At 62.3% G+C, this 21,976-nt stretch carries 18 protein-coding genes and 1 pseudogene; 8 read left to right on the plus strand and 11 right to left on the minus strand.

The features are described from left to right. Positions 1–13: 13 nt before the first annotated feature. Positions 14–1,411 carry a phosphotransferase gene (locus tag IL54_RS04790; RefSeq protein ID WP_156106123.1) on the minus strand — a complete coding sequence of 466 codons (1,398 nt, stop codon included), beginning with the start codon at positions 1,409–1,411 and terminating at the stop codon, positions 14–16. Positions 1,412–1,574: 163 nt separating this feature from the next. Between IL54_RS04790 and IL54_RS04800 the strand changes: the two genes are divergently transcribed. Both IL54_RS04800 and IL54_RS22710 read left to right on the plus strand, forming a co-directional pair. Further along, complete coding sequence (locus tag IL54_RS04800) at positions 1,575–2,270, plus strand: TetR/AcrR family transcriptional regulator (protein ID WP_081912770.1); 696 nt, start codon at positions 1,575–1,577, stop codon at positions 2,268–2,270. A gap of 10 nt (positions 2,271–2,280) precedes the next feature. Continuing rightward, positions 2,281–2,479 (plus strand): annotated as a pseudogene (locus IL54_RS22710) (IS3 family transposase); the annotation flags it as partial. A gap of 76 nt (positions 2,480–2,555) precedes the next feature. Here IL54_RS22710 and IL54_RS04805 read toward each other — a convergent pair. Next, on the minus strand, positions 2,556–2,780 hold the full coding sequence (locus IL54_RS04805; protein WP_037473628.1) for a hypothetical protein: 225 nt from the start codon (positions 2,778–2,780) through the stop codon (positions 2,556–2,558). A 375-nt stretch (positions 2,781–3,155) separates the two neighbouring features. On the opposite strand from IL54_RS04805, the gene IL54_RS04815 reads away from it, so the two are divergent. Then, the gene (locus tag IL54_RS04815) at positions 3,156–4,187 is read left to right on the plus strand and encodes an IS110 family transposase (RefSeq protein ID WP_037473632.1); all 1,032 of its coding nucleotides are present in this window, start codon (positions 3,156–3,158) and stop codon (positions 4,185–4,187) included. A gap of 597 nt (positions 4,188–4,784) precedes the next feature. Here the strand turns inward: IL54_RS04815 and IL54_RS04820 are convergent. Genes IL54_RS04820 through IL54_RS04845 form a run of 6 tightly spaced genes read right to left on the minus strand, consistent with a single transcriptional unit; the run spans position 4,785 to position 12,117 of the window. Next, positions 4,785–5,891: a phosphotransferase gene (locus IL54_RS04820; RefSeq protein ID WP_037473633.1), complete on the minus strand. Its 1,107-nt coding sequence runs from the start codon at positions 5,889–5,891 to the stop codon at positions 4,785–4,787. 38 nt (positions 5,892–5,929) lie between these two features. Beyond that, positions 5,930–6,697, minus strand: coding sequence for an SDR family NAD(P)-dependent oxidoreductase (locus IL54_RS04825; protein ID WP_237748782.1), 768 nt, complete (start codon positions 6,695–6,697; stop codon positions 5,930–5,932). Further along, entirely contained in the window at positions 6,679–7,857 is a 1,179-nt protein-coding gene (locus IL54_RS04830; protein ID WP_237748783.1) for a hypothetical protein, read from the minus strand. The genes IL54_RS04825 and IL54_RS04830 overlap by 19 nt, the downstream gene beginning before the upstream one ends. Next, positions 7,844–9,004 carry a sulfotransferase family protein gene (locus IL54_RS04835; RefSeq protein ID WP_037473636.1) on the minus strand — a complete coding sequence of 387 codons (1,161 nt, stop codon included), beginning with the start codon at positions 9,002–9,004 and terminating at the stop codon, positions 7,844–7,846. The genes IL54_RS04830 and IL54_RS04835 overlap by 14 nt, the downstream gene beginning before the upstream one ends. 3 nt (positions 9,005–9,007) lie before the next feature. Then, complete coding sequence (locus tag IL54_RS04840) at positions 9,008–10,498, minus strand: aldehyde dehydrogenase family protein (protein ID WP_037473638.1); 1,491 nt, start codon at positions 10,496–10,498, stop codon at positions 9,008–9,010. Beyond that, complete coding sequence (locus IL54_RS04845; protein WP_037473639.1) at positions 10,495–12,117, minus strand: GMC family oxidoreductase; 1,623 nt, start codon at positions 12,115–12,117, stop codon at positions 10,495–10,497. The genes IL54_RS04840 and IL54_RS04845 overlap by 4 nt, the downstream gene beginning before the upstream one ends. Positions 12,118–12,266: 149 nt before the next feature. Here IL54_RS04845 and IL54_RS22135 point away from each other — a divergent pair, with 149 nt between their 5' ends. The 5 genes from IL54_RS22135 (at position 12,267) to IL54_RS04870 (ending at position 18,082) form a co-directional block, all read left to right on the plus strand. Next, positions 12,267–12,917, plus strand: coding sequence for a TetR/AcrR family transcriptional regulator (locus IL54_RS22135; protein WP_161774232.1), 651 nt, complete (start codon positions 12,267–12,269; stop codon positions 12,915–12,917). Positions 12,918–13,061: 144 nt separating this feature from the next. Then, positions 13,062–15,482, plus strand: coding sequence for a TonB-dependent receptor (locus tag IL54_RS04855; RefSeq protein WP_037473640.1), 2,421 nt, complete (start codon positions 13,062–13,064; stop codon positions 15,480–15,482). A 2-nt stretch (positions 15,483–15,484) separates the two neighbouring features. Next, positions 15,485–15,862, plus strand: coding sequence for a nuclear transport factor 2 family protein (locus tag IL54_RS04860; protein ID WP_037473643.1), 378 nt, complete (start codon positions 15,485–15,487; stop codon positions 15,860–15,862). Next, positions 15,859–17,232 (plus strand): phosphotransferase, encoded by a 1,374-nt coding sequence (locus IL54_RS04865; RefSeq protein ID WP_037473644.1) that lies wholly within the window; start codon positions 15,859–15,861, stop codon positions 17,230–17,232. The genes IL54_RS04860 and IL54_RS04865 overlap by 4 nt, the downstream gene beginning before the upstream one ends. 19 nt (positions 17,233–17,251) lie before the next feature. After that, positions 17,252–18,082 (plus strand): SDR family NAD(P)-dependent oxidoreductase, encoded by an 831-nt coding sequence (locus IL54_RS04870; protein ID WP_037473645.1) that lies wholly within the window; start codon positions 17,252–17,254, stop codon positions 18,080–18,082. A 2-nt stretch (positions 18,083–18,084) separates the two neighbouring features. Here IL54_RS04870 and IL54_RS04875 read toward each other — a convergent pair whose 3' ends face one another. The 3 genes from IL54_RS04875 to IL54_RS04885 are packed head-to-tail and all read right to left on the minus strand — an operon-like array spanning position 18,085 to position 21,927. Further along, on the minus strand, positions 18,085–19,224 hold the full coding sequence (locus tag IL54_RS04875; RefSeq protein ID WP_037473647.1) for an epoxide hydrolase family protein: 1,140 nt from the start codon (positions 19,222–19,224) through the stop codon (positions 18,085–18,087). 18 nt (positions 19,225–19,242) lie between these two features. Next, positions 19,243–20,337, minus strand: coding sequence for a phosphotransferase (locus IL54_RS04880; protein WP_037477832.1), 1,095 nt, complete (start codon positions 20,335–20,337; stop codon positions 19,243–19,245). Between the two features lie 12 nt (positions 20,338–20,349). Further along, positions 20,350–21,927 (minus strand): phytoene desaturase family protein, encoded by a 1,578-nt coding sequence (locus tag IL54_RS04885; protein WP_037477834.1) that lies wholly within the window; start codon positions 21,925–21,927, stop codon positions 20,350–20,352. Between the last annotated feature and the right edge of the window lie 49 nt (positions 21,928–21,976).

The raw sequence follows: 21,976 nt of genomic DNA on the forward strand, positions 1-21,976 counted from the left end.
GCCTATCCTCTTTCTAGATATGGGTGGCCGAATCGTGCGCCATGACAGTCGTCGAAGGCGGATCGGAAAAAGCCAGCCGATCGATAGGGCCGGGCGCTCTATCCACGATGGGTCCAGGGTAGCCACGCAGCAATTGCAGCGCGCGCATCGTCCGGCGATGGAACAGGCCGATCAGATCGGCTTCCTTATCTGGCCCGGCGGCCAGCACATATTGTTCCAGCGTCGCCTCGGCCGCTGCCGCGCCTGCGAAACTTTGGCCCAGCAACTGCTCTGCCTCCGATCGATCGCGGCGCGCAATCTCGTGGCCGATGGCGTCGCGGCGCTGTACATAGCGGGCGAGCGATAAGGCTGGAGGTTCGCGCAATCGTCCGCGCGCCGCTGGCAGATCGGTACAACTCGCGACCAAATTATCATAAATGATGTCGGTCGCTTTTTCGACGGTTACAAGATCGGCGACAGGTGTCAGATCGACGCTGCGCACCTGCGCCAATATTTCCAAAGCAGCGCACCTACAGCCAAGATCCCAGGACAGATATTCGACATAGGCAGGCAATTGGCGCTGCGTGCGGAGTGCCGACTCCATCCGCATCGGCACAGCAAGGAAAGACGCGATGGTGTGAAAATCGAGCGCCACCCAGTCGATCGGGTTACCGCTTTCCACGACATAGCGCTGCAACAACGACGTCAGATCGCCGATCGGTTCGTTGATGTCGCGCACCCTGATCGATGCTAGGTCCGCCATGGGGTCGCCTAAATGCGCCAGTTCCAGATCATAAATATGGGTGATCCTGTCCCCATCATGAAAAAACTGCGGCGCGTCGGCGATCAGCAGCGCCGTTTCCGTGCGATGCAGCGGAAGATTGCCCAGCACCCATTTACGTAGAAAGGCGATCAATGGATCGGGACCATCGCGATGGCTTTGATACTGTTGATCCGCATCATCAAAATAGGCGAGCGCAATGGCTTGCGGGCTTTGCGGTTGTGGCAATCCGATCCCTGCGGCCTTTACTGTATCGATCCGGTGAACGGACGCCATGATCGCCATATAATCGCTGACCAGCCGATGCAGGTTTGCGTCGCGGTCGGCGCCGCCCGCGAAAGCCGTCGCGTCGATGCGCTCCATGGCAATCGCCGCGGGGTTGTCGCACCAGCCATGGATATGCGGTACGGCGATGCCCTCGTCCGCCAGCAACCGCAAGACATCATGTTCTACGCGCAACGGCTGCGTTTCCTGGCCCGCACCGCGATCGCCGCGAATATGGATATGGATTACGCCCTCTGGCGTGCGGACCGATGCGTTCCACGCCGGGCGCCATCCCGGCAGGATATCCATAGCGACAATATCGCCCATCGTCGCTTGGATCCAGAGCCGGATATTCTGCTCAGCTATTAAGTTCGGCTGGTCGATCACCAGGCATCCTCATGAATGTTCGTCACACCGCAACGCGGATGCAATCTTTATGTGAACAGCGTTATCATAATAGGGTAACACTGTTCATTCAAGCGAATTTATCGCGGGGCAATGCGCCGTGATTGCGCTATTCAGCACCCGACATCGGACAGGAAAGCGCGCAATGGAGAGCAATGCTAAGGGCCACCAAGATATTCTAGTCGCTGGCACCACGGCATCACCTCGTCGGGCGCGCAGCGCAGAGGCTAAGGATCATGTGCGGCAAGCATTGATTGACGCGGGACGTCATCTGCTGCTGGCCAAGCCCTCAGGACCGATATCGCTCCGTGGAATTGCCCGCCATGCCGGCTATTCCTCCGGTGTCGTGTATCGGTATTTTGCGGATCGCGATTCACTGTTTCTCGCGATCCGTGACAGCGAATTGGCCAATTTCGGTGATAGGCTAGAGATGGAATTCGCCACATATGACGAAGCGGAAGAGCGCCTGTTCGCCGTTGCCGATCGGGCCTTCGATTTTTCACGCGACCAGATCGCCGCCTTCGGCATGAATAGCTTGTTCCTGTTCTGGTTCGACCCCGCTGGCACGCAGAATGGCGCTCCCATTCGTGATACTGCACCCGCAGCAGCGCGCATCCATGCCTTTTTCGAACAGGCGGTCAGCTCCGTAATGGCACCCAGTTCGCACCAGAATTCGAACATTCAATCGGCAGTAGGAGCCCTGATGGCGTCTATATCAGGGGCCGTACTCTTACCGCGGGGAAGCGATCATGATGATTTCCCAGATGGCCGTATCATACTGCGTGACATCGTCGAAGCATTGATCTGCCGTTGGCAGGCTACGTCGGAGCCGACACATTAATAATTGACAGATGCCGGGCGACCTTGAGGCTCAGATCGAGGCCTTCGTTGAGCACTAGAACCATCAGAGGTATCAAAAGAGCCTGAGCAACGTGACGTCCGCCGACGCCTACTTTGGCAGGGGGCCCAGCCATCATTAAGCAGCGCGAAAGGTTCAAGCGGCAGACCATCGAGCATCGGCGCTTGCAACACCGCAAGCTCGCCCCCTAAACCTACCCCCACACGAGGCCACCACTCCGCTAATTTATGCCGCGAAGTGTGCTGAATGTTCTGACGACCGAAAACGTCAAATCATTGGCCAGCCATAGGCATCCTTCATCCCGGCGAAGACCGCCTTGATATGCACCGCCAAGGCCGCATCGCTGAGCAGACGGTGCGGCTGCTTTGGGCCAATATCGGTGGCTTGCTGCAATCTGTGATGACGATAGCCGCTAGCGCTGACCTGCAAAACACGGCACTGCACCACGATCGGCCAGGTGCCACCATGTCGCCGGATCAAGGCATACCTCACCGCGGCTCCCTCGCGAGTCTACCGCTGTTTTTTAGAATGTGGCTCTCCATGCGCACTCGCACCAGCTCGGCCTCCAGCCGTGCGATCTCCATCTGTTCAAGGCTCACGGCTTTAACGTGAACATCAAGAAGGCGACCGGTGTCCTCCGCCTTTACTCCGTCCTTCGTCTGATACCCCTTCTCTGATCTGTTCATACCAGCCAGGGGAAACGTCAGGCAGGGACAAGCTCACGGAACAAAACATGGGATAATCGCGGCGCGATTCATCCTGGGCATCAGCTTTTTGATATAGCTGACAGGGGTGGTTGCCCCCCGATATGATGGAAAAACGGGCTCACGATTGGCACCGGGCCCAAGCATCGCACGGAGAGCAACCATGAAACAATATATAGGCTTTGACGTTTCACTAAAAGATACCGCGATCTCCATTCGTCAGGATGGAAAACGGATCTGGCGCGGCAAGTGCGCATCGGATCCCCAGATCCTGGCGCAGATAGTCCGCAAACACGCCCCGCATGCGGAGCGGGTGGTATTTGAGACAGGTCCATTGTCGACCTGGTTCTATCATGCGTTAACGGCGGCGGGAGTTCCCGCGATCTGCATCGAAGCGCGTCATGCGCAGAAAATATTGAACGAGACGCTCAACAAAACTGATGCCAATGATGCTGACGGTCTGGCCCAACTGGCAGAAGCCGGCTTTTACAAGGCGGTCCGGGTGAAGTCGTTCGACGCCATGTTGACCCGCACACTGGTGGGCGCCCGCAACCTGTTGCTTACCATCTCAACGCAGCTGAGCAATCAGATCCGCGGGGTCATGAAGACGTTTGGCATCGTCGTTCCCAAGGGTACAGGTCGTGTATTCGACGGGAATGTCCGCGAGCTTCTGGACGGCAGGGATGGCCTGGCACAGATCATATTGCCTTTGCTGGAGGCCTGGCGCGACATCCGCAAGCGCGCCGCTGAACTTGATCGTCAGTTGCTCGCCGCAGCCCGGCAAAGCCAGGCAATCAAGCTGCTGATGACGATCCCGGGAGTCGGGGCGGTCACGGCCGTCTCCTATGCTGCGGCGATCGAAGACCCAGCAAACTTCAAAACTTCACGCGCGGTCGGCGCTTGGCTCGGGCTTACCACGCGGCGTTACCAATCAGGCGAAGTGGATTATGACGGCCACATCTCGCGGCGAGGCGACAACCATCTGCGCGGCCTCTTATACGAGGCGGCAACGGTCATTCTCACGCGCACCAGCGCTAGCAACCAGAGCGGCCTCAAAGACTGGGGCCTCAGGCTACGCGAGCGGCTGGGCTTCAAGCGCGCCGCGGTCGCTGTGGCCCGCAAACTGGCAGTCATCATGCACACAATGCTCAAAACAGGAGAGGCATTCAACACATCGGCTGGCGTCACCGCATAACCAATTCACCAGCTTAACTTCTCAACGCGTCAGCATCTGACGTATTGAGGCGTCCTTGCCGTGGACGTGGGTCAGGTCATTCCGCTTTAACGGCTGCAGCTTTTTAAAGACTGCGCACAAAACATAGGAAGACCTTGCCTGCGGAGACCCATCATGCGGCGGCTTTATGCCGACCGCGAAGACAACCCTGCTCCCGGCATACGAACACCCTCGCGCGACACGCCGCATTGAGAAAAACAAGCACAAGGTTGATTAACGTGTCGACGCACTAACCGACGCGATCAGCCTTCCCATGCCAACCACGCTTGACTGGAGGGACGCGATTATACAACAAGTTGACTATAATTCGGAGTTCAACACCAGCTTCCACATTTCACTGCTGTTTCTGGCGTCAGGTGCCGGTTGAAGTCGCCATTTTGATCGCGATCCGGTAATTGTTCATGTCGATGCCGCTAGATCTCAAATAGCGATGAAAATGGGAGACAGGCGCTCTTTCTCGAAGATGCTGGTGATCTCTGCGGTTGTGGCGTGGTTACGAACCTCTCGACGCTGCCCTCTGCAATGACGAGCGGGGGGCGCGTCGCCAAGCTCGATCTGTCACACTACCTGTGCTATCAACCGAGCTGTTTCGTGATCCTCGAACGCCGTGGTCAGGCGAAAATGGTTCATGACATTGATTTCCCAACCATAATTGACCACTGGCGTCGTCAGCCAGCCGATATAGACGCCCCACATCAGGCAACGGCCAAACTCGGTGAAACTGTCCTCGAACGAAGGCCCATCGATCACGCCCTCGGACGCCAGCCTGTCCAGATAGAAGCGGACCAGATCCTGTTCATGGGCGCGGCGATCCTCCACTGACAGCGCCGTCGTCACCAGATAGCTGACATCATGCATATGATGGCCGCGACAGGTGAGTTGCCAGTCGAGCAGGCCACCCGACCCGTCAGGCAATATATAGCTGTTGCCGATATGCATGTCGCCCTCGACCAGCGTCTGGGGCAGGCTCTGCTGGTGCCGGTGCAGCGCCAAGGTGCCGTTGCGCAGGTCCGGGCCGGTCGTGCGCAGCCGCTGCACCATTTCGCGCTTGAACGACACGGTGTCGATCTCATGCTGGATCAGCGGCTGCGCGCCCACCATCATCAGGTCGGCCACCTTGCCCTCGACATGGCTCCCCGCCCAGGCCAGATCGCCGCCGGGCCGCAGGCGCGGACTTTCCCAGAAACGGGCGTGCAACTTGGCCTGCTGCGACAGGATCGACCGCACAGTGTCCAGCGTCACCGGCGACAGGACGCTGGGAAAGGTCGCGCCGCGCAGCGTCAGGTCTTCCAGCACGATGGCAAAGTCGCTCGATGCCGCATCGAAGCCCGCGCCGAAACTGCGCGGCGTCTCCAGGTCCAGTTCGGGACGGACGCGGTTGTAGAAATTGACTTCATTTTCGTAGAAGGGTGCCAATATTGTGTCGACGCCGCGCGCGACCTTCACGACCAGACGGGTGGGCAGGTCTGCCGGACTGCCCGGACCATAGCGGACATTGACGATCACGCGCCCGGCCGTGGACACGAACTGCTCGCCATAGGTCTTGGCCTCCACCATATTGACATGGGTGACGGTCACGCCGGGGACGGCCTGCGCCATCAGCCTGGTCAGATAAGCGGGCGTGATGTCCGCCGCCGATGTCGGGTGCGCCAATGGGTCGGCCATGCAAAGCTATCCTTTCCTGTTATGGTTTATCCGCGGGGCTAACCGGCCATGATCCCGCCATCGACCGCCCAGCAGGCGCCATGCACCCGGCGCGCGCGGTCGGACGCCAGGAACAGCAGCGGCTCCACCACGTCCTCGGGCGGGCAGGGCGGCCGCATCCCGGTGTAACGGGCCAGCAATTTGGGATCGGCGAAGTCGGGAAATGCCATCCCCTGCAACATTTCCGTCCGCATCGGGCCGGGGGCCAGCACGTTGATCCTGACCGGGCTGTCCATCATCTCCATCGCCAGCGACAGGGTCAGGCCGACAAGGCCGAATTTGGACGCGGTATAGGGAGCCAGATAGGCCTGGCCCATGAAGCCCGCGGTGGACGCCACGCTGATGATATTGCCGTGACTTTCGACCAGATGCGGCATAGCCGCCTGCATCAGGAAGAAGGGGCCGGATAGGTTGGACGCGATGGTGCGACGCCACTCGTCCGCCGTGACGTCCGACAATTGGTGGAACATCACGTCGGCGGCGATATTGCACAGCACGTCCAGCCGCCCGAACGCCGCGATGGCCGCTGCGATCGACGCGGCGCAATCATCGGCATCGCCCAGGTCGAAGGGCAGTTCCACGCTGCGGCCGCCCGCTTCCCCGATCAACCGCGCCGTTTCCGCCAGCTTGTCCGCGCTTCGCCCCAACAGGCACAGCGTCGCCCCCTCCCGCGCGAAGGCCAGGCTGGCGGCACGGCCCAATCCCGATCCCGCCCCGGTGACGAGGACGACCTTGCCGGTAAATTCCATCACCAGCGCCGCCGCCATTGCGCGCCTCGCCTGCGCCTACGAAGCGCTTCATCGCGCTGCGATGGCGTCACCACCGGCGTATCGCTGGGCAGGTGATCGCGTACCTCTGCCGCCGGTACGATTTTGAGCGTGGGTTCCGGCCCCGAACTCGCGCCGGTCCAGCGCAGCATCAGCGATCCTTCCAGCCGCCCGGCCGGGTCCAGCCAGTTGGGCACGCCGGGATCGTCTATCGCGATCACGGCGCGAAACCGGCCGTCACTATCCAGAACGGCCTGGCCGCCATTCAAGCTGCTCTGATGGTTGATCCAGTCGATTGTGTTCCACAGCGGATCGTTCAACTGCACATTCCAATAGCGGACCTGATCGGGCATCGCGGTGTCGATGATGATCACTTGCCCCGGTTCCAACCGGAAAATGCCCTGATAATAATGCTGCCCGGCTACGCCGCCGCGCCCGGCCCAGTCGTCATATTCTAGGCGATTAACGAAGCCTTGCGCCCGCTGCCGCTGGACATAGCCCAGCGCGAAACCGGCATAGCGTTCGACGAAGGCGGACAGGCGATCGAGCCGATGCACGATCTCGGTTGCTGGCATAAGCGCGCCGCCCACCGGCCGGTCGACCCGCTCGATGGCGATGCGCAATTCCTGGCCTACGCCCCAGTCATAATAAGCGTGGCGCAGGCCGATGGTGACGGCGCGCGGATCGAGCGGGAACCAGTCGCCCGCATGGTCCTCCGGCCGTTGTCCGCCGACCAATATGTCGAACGCCCCGTCCGGCCCCAGCGTGCAGGCATCCAGGTCGATCATCCCGACAGACGGCCCTAGTTGCTCCATCGGCCCCAGCCCGCCCGCGACCAGATCGATGAACACGAACACGCCGTCGCCCCGCTGGCCCGACAGCCGGTACACGCCCCCGCCATCGATCCGCGCCGCGCCATAGATGAAGTCGGGATTGACCCCGACGGTGTTCAGCACATTGCTGACCGACGGCACGAAATCGGGCCGGTCGGCGTCGGCAAAGGCAGTCTGGTAGCCGGTGGCGAGTGCGGCAAAGAGCAGGCGGTGCGCCTCCGCCCGTGCCTGCGGGTCGGCGGGGTCCGTCAAACTGTCCAATACGCTGTCCGCTTTGGCCATCGTCTCCAGCCAGCCGCGCCAGGCGGAGGGTTCAGATATAGGCACGGTAAGTCTCGATATATTCGGCGAACCGGTCGCTGACCTGATCGGTGGTCAGGCCATAATCGGCCAGCGTATAGCTGCGCGCGCCATGCTTGCCCGCCGGATTGTCATGCAGCCAGCCAAGGATGCCCGTTTCCGATTCCGGGGTGAAGTCCCAGCCGAAATGGTCGTAGGCGGCGCGGATGGTGGCGACCGGATCAGCGACCAGATCCTTGTAGCGCATGTCGTGGATTGGCAGGTCGGGATGCGCCTTGCGATAGTCCATGCTGCACTTCACCCCGTCCCACCAGAGTTGCAGAAATTCGGCCCCCAGCGCGTGCAGGTCGAGATCATCATAAGATGGTCCGCGAATGACGCTGATCAATTGCGAGATGGAGGCGATGACGGTGGTAGGGTCGCGATGCGGCTGGATGAAGATTGCGTCGGGATAGACGCTGCGCAGCGCGGGCAGTTTGTACATATGCTCCTGTATCTTCAGCACCCAATGCTGGCCCGGATGGCGCCAGCCCAGATGCTGGAGCCACATTTTGTGCACCTCGTAGCGGAAGGTCGCGTCGATCCCCTTGAACCAGTCGTAGAAGCGGGGAAGATGCTGGAACATGCACGGGTTGCTGCTCTGGAACGACGTGGTCATGAACGACCCGCATTCCTGCGGTATCTTCGCACCCAGCGGATGGGCCTTGAGCAATTCGTCGGCATCCGCGCCCAGTTGCGCGCGCAGATGCGCGTCGAAACGGGCGATGCGCGGGTCGGTGTCCGCCGTGGCGGCCTCTGGCGGGGGCGAGGGTTCGGCCACTTCCCACATCAGTGGAGTGCGGACCTGCGGGTCGCCGTCCATCAACGCATGGAGGAAACTGGTGCCGCAACGGGGCAGACCCAGGATGAACAGTGGTTGTCTGATCTCCACCTCGGCAATTTCGGGGTAGCGCGCGCGATCGTCGGCTATCGCTTTCAGGCGCGACAGATCATCGTTGACGATATGCAGGGCGCGGGCATGGCCATTGGCGTTGAGATCGCGGTCCTCCGCCATCGACGCCAGCAACATCGTCAGGCCGGGCCTGACATTGTCGCGCAGATAGTCGGGCAGGGGATAGCGGTCCAGAAGCGTATCGGCGTCGGGGAAATCATGGGCGCTGCTGATCGTTGCCATGGCTTATATCCCCACCGGATAGAATATCGACTTCTGATTCTGATATTCATGCAGCCAATCGGGACCATATTCGCGCCCGACACCCGATCGCTTATAGCCGCCGATCGGCGCATAGCTCATGCGCCCGGTGCCGCCGTTCAGCATGACGCTGCCCGACCGGATTTGCAGGGCCATTTCGTATCCCTTGGCCGCATCCGCCGTTTCGACGCCGCCATTCAGCCCATAGCGGCTATCATTGGCGATGCGGACTGCTTCCTCGTCGGTGTCGAAGCCGATGATGCAGCCGACCGGGCCGAACACCTCTTCCTGGGCAATAGTCATGCTGTTGTCGACATCGTCGAAAATCGTGATGTCGGTGAAGAAACCCTTGTCCAGACCCGCAGGCCGCCCGCCGCCATGGACGATCTTCGCGCCTTCATCGCGGCCGATGGCGATCAGATTTTCGACCTTGCTCCGCTGCGATTCGCGGATCAACGGCCCCATCGCCACACTCGGATCGGCAGGATCTCCGATCTTGAACTGGCTGGCGACGGCGCAGGCGGTTTCGACGAACGCCTTTCGGATACTGTTATGGACGACCAGGCGGGTAAGGAGCGCGCAGCCTTGGCCCGCATTGACCGACAGCACGGCGACTGCCATCGCCGCCGCCCGCGCGACATCGGCATCGTGCCGCAGGATCAGCGCTGACTTGCCACCCAGTTCCAGATGGACGCGCTTCAGCGTCGGGGCCGCCTGCGCCATGATCGCCGCGCCGACGCCTTCGGACCCGGTGAAGCTGACCAGGTCGACGCGCGGGTCGCTGGTCAGCATCGTACCAACCTCCGGCCCGCCGGTGATGACGTTCAGCACACCCTTGGGCAGGCCGATCTCGTCGGCGATCTCGCCGAACAGCAAAGCGGAAAAGGGGGTGAAGGGAGACGGCTTGAGCACCAGCGTATTGCCCGCCAGCAGCGCCGGCACGATCTTGGCCAGGTTGATGAGGAAGGGGAAGTTATAGCCGGTAATGCCTGCGACCACGCCGACCGGCTCGCGAACGACCGTCGTGCCGCCCATTTTGCGGGGGCCATCGGGGTCGAAGGGATTGGGGGTGATGTCGATCGGCAGGCGGACACTATCGTCGCGCGTTGAATGTTCCAGCGCAGCGAGAAGATGGTCGAGCGGATTGGCGACCTGCATCCCGTGGGTCACGCCCTGCGCGCAACCGACCTCCGCCACGATCAGCGCGACGATCTGCGGCCGCCGCGCGTCCAGCGCCGCGTGCATCCGGCGCAGATAGGTTGCGCGCTCGGCCATCGCCATGCGCGGCCACACGCCATGATCGAACGCCTCGCGGGCCGCCGCGATCGCTGCTTCCGCCGCCGCCGCGTTGCCCACAGGCGCGTGGCCGATCACCGCTTCGGTCGCCGGATTGATGATAGCGTCGCGCTCCGCGCCTGCGGCAACCCAGTCGCCGTCGATGTAGAGTTTGTCGATCGTTGTGAAGGGGATGGTCATGGGTGGATATCCTGTCCGGGCCGCAGGATCATCTCCGCGGCGTTGAGGGCGATGGCCATCGCTGGCGCATTGGTGTTGCCCGACACAATAGTCGGCATGATGGAGGTATCGACCACGCGCAGGCCGGTGACGCCGCGCACGCGCAACTGCGGGTCGAGTACGGCGTCTTCGTCCGCGCCCATCCGGCAGGTGCCGCAGATGTGGAATGTCGTGCCGCCAAGGCTGATGGCATTGGCCAGTATGTCCTCGTCCGTCTCGATGCCCACGGTTTTGCCGGTTTCCGCGACGATCCAGTCCTTGAGCGCGGGTTGCGTGGCCAGATCGCGTAGCCAGCGGAACAGGGCGACGAAGTGCCGCCGGTCGGCATCGGTGGCCAGGTGATTGGCGTCGATAACGGGCGGCGCATCGGGATCAGCGGCGCTGATCCGCACCTGCCCCTGGCTGTCGGGCCGCAGATAATAGGCGATGACGGTCATGCCGGGATAGGGGTCCAGCACCACCGCGCCCTTCGCATCGGTATGAAAGGAATAGAGCCCCAGGCCGATCTGGGCATCGGGCCGGTCAGGCGACGCCTGCGTCTTGATGAAGCCGCCCACTTCATGCGCGCCGTGGGTCAGCGCCCCTTTCGAGCCGAAGAAGTATCGGAGCACCGACGCGATCAGACCTAGGCCAGACAGTTTCTGGTTCAGGCTGTTGCCGCGCACCTTGTAGGTAAAGCTCAGATAGCGATGTTCACGCAAATTGGCGCCGACGCCGGGCGCGTCGACCACGACCGGAATGGCCAGCGGTTCGAGCAGGGCGCGGGGGCCAATGCCCGACAGTTGCAATAATTTGGGGCTCTGGATGGCCCCCGCCGACAGGATGATTTCGCGCCGTACCGCGACTTCGTGCAAGCCATTTTTGTCACGCAGCAGGATGCCGCTGGCCCGCTGCCCGTCGAACAGGATGCGCTGCACGTCGGTATCGGTCACCACGGTCAGGTTCGCGCGTCCCCGCACCGGTTTCAGGAAAGCGCGCGAAGCGGAAAAGCGCTTGCCGCGATAGGTGGATGTCGGCTGATAGCCCATGCCACCCTGCGTGACCGCAGGGATGTCGTTCATGTCGTCCACCCGATGCGTCCCGGCCTGCTCGGCCGCGGTTAGGAACGCTTCGCACAACGGATCGCCGGACGGATGGACGCTCACCTTGAGCGGGCCGCCGGTCCCGCGCCACGCCTTGATGCCCAGCGCATGATCCTCCAGCGCGACGAAATGGCGGCCCATCGTCTGCCAGCCCCAGCCGGTGCAGCCCGCCGCTTCCCACGCGTCGTAATCGGCCGGCGCACCGCGCACATAGACCATGCCGTTGACCGAACTCGATCCGCCGACCGTGCGCCCCTTCAGCCAGCTTTCCTGCGGCGCATTGCCGCCCGGCGACACGGCATAGTCCCACACATGGGGATTGCCCGGCGCCAGCAATTTGCCGATGCCGCGCGGCATGGCGATCAGCGGGCTGTTGTCGTCCGGGCCAGCTTCCACCAGCAATACCTTGACCGCCGGGTCGACCGACAACCGGTTCGCCAGGACGCAGCCGGACGACCCGGCGCCGATGATGATATAGTCGTAGCCATTCTGGTTCATGCCGTTCGAGTTCCTCGCCATAGCCGCTAAAGACCATAGACGTGGCCTTAGTCCCACCTGTCGGGTGATAGGTGGACGGTCGGCGCGCTCGTCGCGGGTGGTTCGCTTTCCGCTTGGCTTGGCGGCAGCGAATTGCGATGCGTGCGGGCATGAAGGGTAAATGGGAAGATTATGGACCCGGCGCGCGCAAGCTGCTGCTCGCCGTGGAGGAAATCATCGCCGAACGCGGGATCGAGGGTGCATCCATCCGCGAAATCCTGCGCGTCGCCAAGCAGGGCAATAACTCCGCCATCTATCGTCATTTCGGATCGAAAGAATTATTGATCCGGGCGATTTACGACATCCGCCAGGCGGAAGTGGACGATTGCCGGATGCTGCGGATGCAGGGGTTGCCGCGCCTGCCCGACGATATTCGCGGCCTGCTCGAATTATTCCTGTTGCCGGTGCTGGACGCCTTCGCAGGGCGGCAGAGGTGGATTTATTCGCAGTTCATCCTGCACCTGATCCTGAACGATCCGTTTGACGAAGCCTTTGACCGAGCCAGAGAAGGACCGGCGGTCGCGCTGGTTCATCAGGCGTTGCGGGGATGCTGCGCCGCCATGTCGGACCAGGTCTTCACCATGCGCCTGTCGGTGGCGGTGACGAATTTCCTGATGGGCGTCAGCTATGGGGACCGGGTCGCCAATCTGACCGGCGGCGCCTATCCGCGCTCCGACCAATATCTTGAAGACCTGATCACCGCAGGCTGCGCCTTGCTGATGCTGCCGCCCTTCGTCGAAGCCGCCGACACGCCCGGCTGACGATTGGCGGGGTCATGGACGAAAATCGAGGGCCCTCTCCGGCGATAGGCACGACTAAGACGATCGTCTTCTACTTCTCCCGACGGCACTGGCAAAGGTCAGGCTTGCGAGAACATGACGTTCTGCTGCTCAGGGAGAGATGAAATGCGCCCGATTTTCACCGCGCGTCTTGCGGTACTTTTAACGTCCGTTGCACCCCTGGCCCTGCCGGTCCTGGCGATCGCCCAAACGGCGCAGCCCCAGGCGTCGCCTAGTATCGACGACATCGTCGTCACCGCCCGCCGCTCCGAGGAAAGCATCCAGTCGACGCCTGTGTCCGTCACCGCCTTCAACGCGGATATGCTGCGCGAAGCTAATATCGCAACCACCGCCGACCTGATGATCAAGACGCCCGGCGTCTATCTGTCCGGATCGGGCGGGCGCGAAAATTCGGTGTTCCAGATCCGTGGCCAGTCCAAGGCGTTGAGCGGGTCCAACGCGCCTGCCGTCGTCAGCTATTTTGCCGATGTGCCCGCGCCCACCTTCGGCAGCGGCGTCGCAACCTATGACATGGCATCGGTCCAGGTTCTCAAAGGGCCGCAGGGCACGCTGTTTGGCCGTAACACCACCGGCGGCGCCGTCCTCTATTATCCCGCCGCGCCCGAATATGTCCTGGGCGGCTATGTTGAGGCGGGCTACGGCCGCTATGAACGCAAGCAATTGGAAGGCGCGCTGTCCATCCCGATCGTGGACAACAAGCTGGCGGTACGGGTCGCGGGCCGGTACGAAAAGCGCGAGGGTTATACCAAGAATATCGGACTGGGCGGCGACCTGGACGACGTCAATTCCCGCGCGTTCCGCGTGTCCGTGCTGGCCGAACCAGTCGAGGGTTTCAAGAACCTCACTATCTTCGATTGGTATCGCAACAACTACACCGGCGACGCGGTGTTGCTGACCAGCCTGTTCGACAATCCCAGCCTGATCGACCTGTTGGGTCTGCGCAGCGCGATGCAGGAGGCGCTGGCGGCGCAGCAGGCGCGTGGTCCCCGCGTCATCGACAGCGACGTGTCCCCCGCAATCAACCGCACCCGCCGCTGGGGCATCACCAACCGCACCGATATCGACCTGGGCGACAGCGGGGTCAGCTTCACCAACATCTTCGGCTATCGCAAAACCTATGTGAACTATAATATCAACACCGACGGCGTGCCGTTGCTGATCACGACTGGCAATCCTGCTGCCGGACTGCCCGCCGGCTTGCCGCTGACCCTGCTGAACGCAGGCGCGGTCAACAACGTCGAACAATATACCAATGAAGTGCAGATCAAGGGCAGCGCGCTTGACGACCGGGTGGACTGGCTGGTGGGCGGATTTTATCTGAAAAGCCAGCCCTACGGCCCGACAGGCAGCGGCAATTCGATCGCCCAGGTCGTGCTGCCACCTTTCCTGCCGGCCGAAAATTACGGCACCTTCCAATATAATTTCTACACCGAAAAGAGCAAAGCGCTGTTCGGCAACGTCAACATAAAGCTGGATGAAATCGCCCAGGGTCTGCGCTTCAACGCCGGGCTGCGCTACACCTGGGACAAGGAAATCGCCTGTACGGCGACCGACAACACCACCCAGGGGACCGTCCGCCCCAATGAATGCGTATCGACCAACCCGATCCTGATCGGCGCAACCACCAACACCGCCAAATCCGATGCGCCCACCTGGACCGTGGGTTTCGACTGGCAGGTGACGCCCGACCTCTTCACCTATATTTCCACCCGGCGCGGCTATCGCACCGGCGGCATCAATACGCCCACCTTCGGCGGGCGGCTGGCGCCCTATCAGTCCTTCGGGCCGGAACGAGTCACCGACCTGGAACTGGGGGTGCGATCCGACTGGACGCTGGGCGACGTCCGCGTCCGCCTGAACCTGTCGGGCTTTGTGGGCTATTATGACGGGGTGCAGATTGCACTGAGCGGCTTGCTGACCCAGCCGGGCTGCGTTGCGGGCGATCCGGTCTTTGGCGAAGCGCCCTTTTCCCCCGATGGCGATTGCAGCGCGGACAACGATCCGCAGTCGGGCACGATGCTGGCCAATGCCGGCAAGTCGCGCGTCGCGGGGCTGGATTTTGACGGTCGCATCCTGTTTTCCGATCGGCTGACCTTCACCTTCGGCGGCAACCTGCTCGACACCAAAACGCGCGAACTGACCGCCCCTGCGCCGATCGCCGCTTATCTCACAACCCAGGAAATCCCGTTCGACCTGGTGGCGAAGGCGACCTTCACGCTGGGCGCGCAATATCGCATCCCACTGGGCGCGATGGGCGATCTCAACGCGTCGGCGGACTATTATCATTCCAGCAAATTGTCCTTCGTCGACACGGCGTTACCAGCCTATGGCCTGGCCAACATACGGCTGGACTGGCGTAATGTCGGTGGCCGCCCGATCGACGTCGGCGTCACTATGACCAACGTCTTCAACAAGACCTATCAGGCGATCGGTGCCGTATCGGGGGCGGGGTTGGGCTTCAACACAGCTATCTTCGGTCCGCCGCGCCAATATGGCCTGACCCTGCGCTATCGTCTGGGAGAATGAGCATGGCCGACCTCGAAGCGAACAAGGCGGTCGCTCGCCGCTACATGCAGGCGGTGGAAGAGGGGGACGCCGCAACGATCGAAGCGTTGCAGCATCCCGACTGCACATGGTGGATATCAGGCTTTGGCGACATGAGCCGCGCCGATTTCATCGCCAGCGTAACCGGCGGCCTGTTGTCGGCGCAGCGGCGCAGCGCGCAGGTGGTCGGCATCACGGCCGAAGGGGACAGGGTCGCGGTGGAAGTGCGCGGCGAAATGATCTTCCCCGACCGGGTCTATCGCAACGACTATCATAATCTGCTGGTGATCCGCGACGGCCAGATTCTGTCGGGGCGAGAATATATGGACACGCGCGCCGCAGCGGAGGCCTTCGCGCCGTGAGCGGCCCCGTCCCCCTCAACGACTATGACGATGCGGCGGTCGGGCGCATCACCGGCTATGTCGAACACCTGACCGGCGGCAAAGTCGTGGGCCTGGAACGGCTGATCCGTTGGCGCCCTTCCTGGTTCGCCGATGTGGAGGTGGACGGGGTGGTGCGCCGCCTCCACCTGCGCGGCGACCGGGGCGGCGACGTGTCGATCTTTCCCGACCTCAAGCGTGAGGCGGACGTGATCGACCTGCTTCACAGGCAGGGACTGCCGGTGCCGGAAATCCATGGCTATCTCGCCGATCCGCCCTGCATCGTCATGGAAGCGATAGCGGGTACGCGCGATTTCTCTACCCTGGACGATGCAACGAGGATCGCGATCGGGCGCGACTATATGCACGCCGTCGCGGCGATGCACCGGCTGCCGATCGAACCCTTCGTCGCGGCCGGGCTACACCAGCCGGACGGTGCCGAGGCGATCGCGCTGGCCGGGCTGGACGCCTATATGCCGCATTATCGGCGCACCAAGAGCCGCCCCGAACCTTTGCTGGCGTTCGTGATCGGCTGGCTGCGTCGCAACGTGCCGGATTACCGCACTCAAGCCAGCTTCATCCAGTTCGATTCGGGCCAATATCTGGTCGATCAGGGCGCGATGACAAAGCTGTATGATTTCGAATTTTCGATGATCGGCGATCCGCTGGTCGATATCGCGACGATGGGGATGCGCGACAGTTTCGAACCGCTGGGCGCGCCGCTGGCGGAACTGGTCGGCTATTATGAAGAGGCGACGGGCGAGCCGGTCGACCATGACGCGGTGCTGTTCCACGTCCTGCAATTTTCCCTGCTGGGCACGATGCAGTTCACCGGGACCGTGGGTGCGCCCAAAGCGGGCGATCCTCATTCGGTCTATCTGATGTTCGACCTGGCACTGCGCCGGTCGATCCTGCTGGCCCTGTCTGCCCTGTCGGGGGTGGCGCTGCCCGATTTGCCGCCACTGGTCGAACGACAGGGTGACAATGCGCCGTTGATGGCCAAGATCGCCGATACGCTGGCCGGACTGGCCATGGCCGACGAAGGGGCGCAGATGCAGAAAAGGCAGGTGGCGGAACTGGTCGAATGGGCGGAGCGCGCCGATGCCCATGGCGCGGATATGGTCGCACGCAACATCGCCGATGTGACGGCGCTGCTGGATCGGCCGTTTCAGGACTGGAACGCGGCCGCCACGGCGCTGGAGGCGTATGTGAACGCTGCCGGCCCGGACCAGGACGCGGCGCTCATCACCCTACTTGGCACGATAGAGGGCCGGCAGCTCCAGCTTTTTGGCCCCACTGCGCTGGGCGTGGCGGCCAGCAATGTGGTGTTGCCGGTCACGCGCAGGGCATGAACAGAACAGGGACAGGCATATGAGCGACAAGATGGTGCTGATGACAGGCGCAACGCGCGGATTGGGGCGTGGCATCGCAAGGGGCCTGGCATCGCGCGGCCATAGGGTCGCCGTCACTGGGCGGGACAGGTTAGAACTGGACGCCGTTGTCGCGGAGATCGACCGGGCCGGGGGCAAAGGGCTGGCGCTGCTCTGCGACCATCGCGACGATGATGCGGTGGCCGCAGCCTTCGCCAAGCTGGCGGAGTGGACCGGCGGCAGGCTGGACCTGCTGGTCAACAATGTCGCGGCCGTCCATGCAATGGACCTGATCGCACCGGGAGGTTTCTGGGAAAAGCCACTCCATCTGGCTGACATGATAAATGTCGGCCTGCGATCGTCCTATGTCGCCGCCTATCATGCAGCACCTATGATGGTCGCGGCGGGCAGGGGTCTGATCGCCAGCATATCCTTCTACGGCGCAGTGTCCTATTTCCACGGTCCAGCCTATGGCGCGGCGAAGGCAGGAACGGACAAGATGACCGCCGACATGGCGATCGACCTGGCGCCCCATGGCGTGTCGGCGGTATCCCTGTGGCCCGGTTTCATCCTGACCGATGCGGTGCGCGCCATGCCACCCGAAATGCTGCCCGAAGAGTTGCGCGCCATGTTGCCGTCCTGGGAAACCCCGGAATTTTCCGGCTTGGTCCTCGACCGGTTGATGGACGATCCCGATCTTGCCGCCCTGTCAGGCAAGGCGCTGATTGGCGCGGAACTGGGTGAAGGCTATGGCCTGCGCGATACGGACGGCAAGCAGCCTGTGTCCTACCGCGCAACCATGGGCGCACCACTCAGCTTCCTGCCGGGCTGAAATCAGGCGCGGGGCTGCATCGCGCCAAAGCAGGCCTGCAATTCCACTGCAAACAGCGCAGGCTGCTCGAACGCAGCGAAATGGCCGCCGACCGGCAGTTCGTTCCAGTGGACCAGATCGGAATAGCTGCGTTCGGCCCAGCGGCGCGAGGGGCGAAAGATTTCCTGCGCGAAGATGCTGACACCGACTGGCAGGTCCAGCCGCTGCGCCTTGAACGCGCCCGCGCTTTCCCAGTAAAGCCGCCCCGATGAAGCACCGCTGTTGGTCAGCCAGTAGAGGCTGATGATGTCCAGCATGTCGTCGCGGCTCAGCGCGTCTTCCGCCCGGCCACCATTGTCGGACCAAGCCTGGAATTTCTCGTATATCCACGCTGCCTGCCCGACCGGAGAATCCGCCAGCGCATAGCCGACCGTCTGCGGCCTTGTGCCCTGCAACTTGGCATAGCCCGCATCATGGTCCTGATAATATTGCATCCGCTCGACCGTCTTGGCCTCGGCGGGCGTCAGGTCGGCAAAGTCGGCGGCTTCGGGAAAGACCAGCGGCATGTTGAGGTGGACGCCCGCCAGTTCCGGCGGCGCGGCCATGGCGATGGCGGTCGTGACCGCCGCGCCCCAGTCGCCGCCCTGCGCGAAGAAACGATCATAGCCCAGCCGCCGCATCAGCGTGATCCAGGCGTCTGCGATTTTTTCGACGCCCCATCCGGTCGCGATGGGCTTGTCGGAAAAACCATAGCCGGGCAGGGACGGGATGACGAGGTGGAAGGCTGGCGCATCGGCGGTCGCAGGATCGCTGAGCGGGCCGATGACCTTCATGAACTCCAGCACCGATCCGGGCCAGCCATGGGTCAGGATCAGCGGCACGGCATCGGGCCGGGGGCTGCGCACATGCAGGAAATGGATCGCTAGGTCGTCGATCTGCATCATGAACTGGGGCAGGGCGTTGAGCGCCGCCTCACACCGCCGCCAGTCATAGCCATCGGCCCAATAGGTGCACAAGTCGCGCATCGCGGCGATCGGCACGCCCTGGCTCCAGTCCGCAACCGTCTCCGCTGCTGGCCAGCGTGTGTGAACGATCCGCCGATGCAGATCGTCCAGAGCCTCCTGCGGAATGGCCACTGTAAAGGGCGTGATGGAATCCGACATGGCGCTTTTCCCTTATCTTTAGAAAGTGACGCCCAGCGCTTCGACCGTGCCCAAATCCTCGCCCGCGACGAAGATACGCTCGACGATGTGCATCCCCTTTTGCCCCCACTCGTCCATATTGGCGATCCATGCCTGCATCGCATAGGGTGGCCAGCGGCGATAATATTCCCACAATGTCTCGTCGTCCGGTACGCCCTGCGCCCCGGTTTCGATAAGGCAGCGGCGATAATGGCGCAACAGGTCGCGTTCATTGGCGCGCCGCTCCTCGATCGTCAGCGCGCCGAGCAGGAAATAGGTGAAGTCGCGGATCGGCCGCCCCTTGCGCACCAGTTGCCAGTCCAGCCACACCCGCTCGCCGTCGGGGCGCAGATAGCTGTTGCCCTGATGGCTGTCGCCATGGACCAGGCACCATGGTCCCTGTTCCTTATGCTGCGCGAAGTTGACCAGCGCGTCGAACACCGTATGCAGCCGCGACAGGTCGCCCTTGATCCAGCTTGGCAGGAACGCCTGATATTCAGGCATTGCATGGTTTGCTTCCGCAAAACTATACATCATGTGTAGCTGCTGCGCGTCGACTGCCGTCACCATCGACACGGGCAGCCAGTCGGCCGCGTGCAGTACCGGGCTATCCCAGAAGGCACCATGGATTTTCGCCAGGCTGGCGACGGCGCGCGCGGCTTCCTCCACGCCCATATGGTCAGTGCTGACGCCGAAATGGCCGCCCTCGATCGAAAGATCCTCCATCACGACCAGTCCCTGGCCGCTATTATCGCGCGGATCCCACGCCTCGAAGAAGGAGCGGGGCGCGGGGAAGGCGACGAGGCGGCGAAAATCTTCGTAAAACCTGGCTTCCAACCGACAGATGCCCTGGCTTTCGAACTGCGCCCAATTAGCCTTCAGGCATACATTCTCCGGGATACCCGCCGCCTTTCCAACATCGTTGAGCGTCAGCTTGACCTGATATTTGGTCGTGTGGCTGTTGCGCAGGAACACTGCTTCCATCTCCTGCACAACGATGCCGGGAAAGCGCGCCTGCATGATCTGTGTCAGCCATTCGGCAGTGACATTCTCCAGCTTTGCAGGGATGCCGACCGGATTTACGAAACTTGTCATGGCATCCATCCCTTATTTCATTTTCTTGAGTTCACGCAGCGCGCGATTGGCCGCGATCCGGCCGGCAATGCCCGACACGCCGCCGCCCGGATGCGCGCCCGCGCCGCCGATCAGAAATCCGGGGAAGGGCGGCTTGGGACCGCCAAAACCAGTGGCGGGGCGATGCACGCCCGAACGCAGCGCGCCGAAATCGATATGGGTTACACAACCATTGGTGACGTTCAACCGCTTTTCCCGTTCCCGCGCGGTTTCCACGAAGCGCCCGACTTCGGTGTCCAGCCCGTCATAATAGTCGCCCAGATGGCTGATGACCGATGACATGGTCTTGTCCTTGAGCGCGGGCGACCAGCCCTCGCGCGCATCCACCGCCATGGCAGGCAGATAGACATAGGCCAGCGATCCGCCCGGCGGTGCCTGCGTCGGGTCGCTGTTCGACAGCGGGCTGAGCGACATCGCATGGCGATCGGGAATGTCGCCGCGCCGCGCGGTGGCGAAGGATTCGCGTACTTCTTCGGACGTGCCGATCAGGCCGACCGCCTTATTCAGGTCCGCGTCGTCATGGCGCAAATCCTGATGCTTCTTCAGGCGCAATGGTCCCGACATCGCGATATTGGCCAGGAACGGCGCAGCGTTGGACCGGTTTGAGGGCGCATGTTCAATCCGCTGCATTAGTGCGCGATCGACCCCGCCCGGTGTAGTCATGCGCATGGCGGTGCGCGGGTCGCAGGTGGCAATGACCATCTTCGCCCGGATCACCCGGCCATCCTCCAGCCGCACGCCCTTTGCCGCGCCATCATCGACGATGATTTCGGCGACGGGGGCGTTAAGCTGGATCGTCGCACCGGACGCTTCGATGCTGCGCGCCAGCGCGTCGGAAAAGGACTGGAGCGAGCCGATCGGCTTGCCGGTGCCATATTTATGCGTGACCGCGAAGATCATATAGGCCGCCGCATTGCCATCATCATCCACCGGCCCGGCACCGGCCGCGATGCCCAGCAGCAGGGCGATGGTCGCGGGATGTTCGAACCGTTCGCACGCGACCTGATCGGCCGTCGCCTTCGACATGGCGACCAGTTCATCCTTCAACCGCACGTTACGCACCGCGCTGCCGATCATCTTGGACAGGTTTTTCATGTCCGGGCGGCCTGGTTCTGCCATCATCATCGGAAAGCCAATGTCCATCATGACGTTCAGCGTTTCCATGAACTTCAGATAGGCTTTGCCGTCGTTACGGTTGATCCGGGCTATGTCCTCGGTTGTGCGTTTGTAATCGTAAAACAGCGCGATGGAGCTGCCATCGGGGTGCAGATAAGCATAGGTCGGGTCGGGATCGACGGTTTTGAGGCCATATTTGGCCAGCTCGAAATCCTCGATTATGCCGGATTTGCGCGCGAACAGCAGTTCGACGGCGCAGGGCGTCACCAGATGATTGGGCGCTTCGGGGATCATATAGCCCGAACTGGTCATGCCCCCGACCTTGGCCATCCGCTCGACGACCAGCACCTTCTTGCCCTCGCGCGCCAGATAGCCGGCCGCGGCCATGCCATTATGCCCGGCTCCAATGACGACGACGTCCACCTGATCGGTCATGCTCTCTGTCCTCTGTTGCTTCAGGCGGTGGCGGCGGCGGTATAGGCCT

Origin of the sequence: Sphingobium sp. ba1, from assembly GCF_000743655.1 — a bacterium.
Taxonomy (GTDB): domain Bacteria; phylum Pseudomonadota; class Alphaproteobacteria; order Sphingomonadales; family Sphingomonadaceae; genus Sphingobium.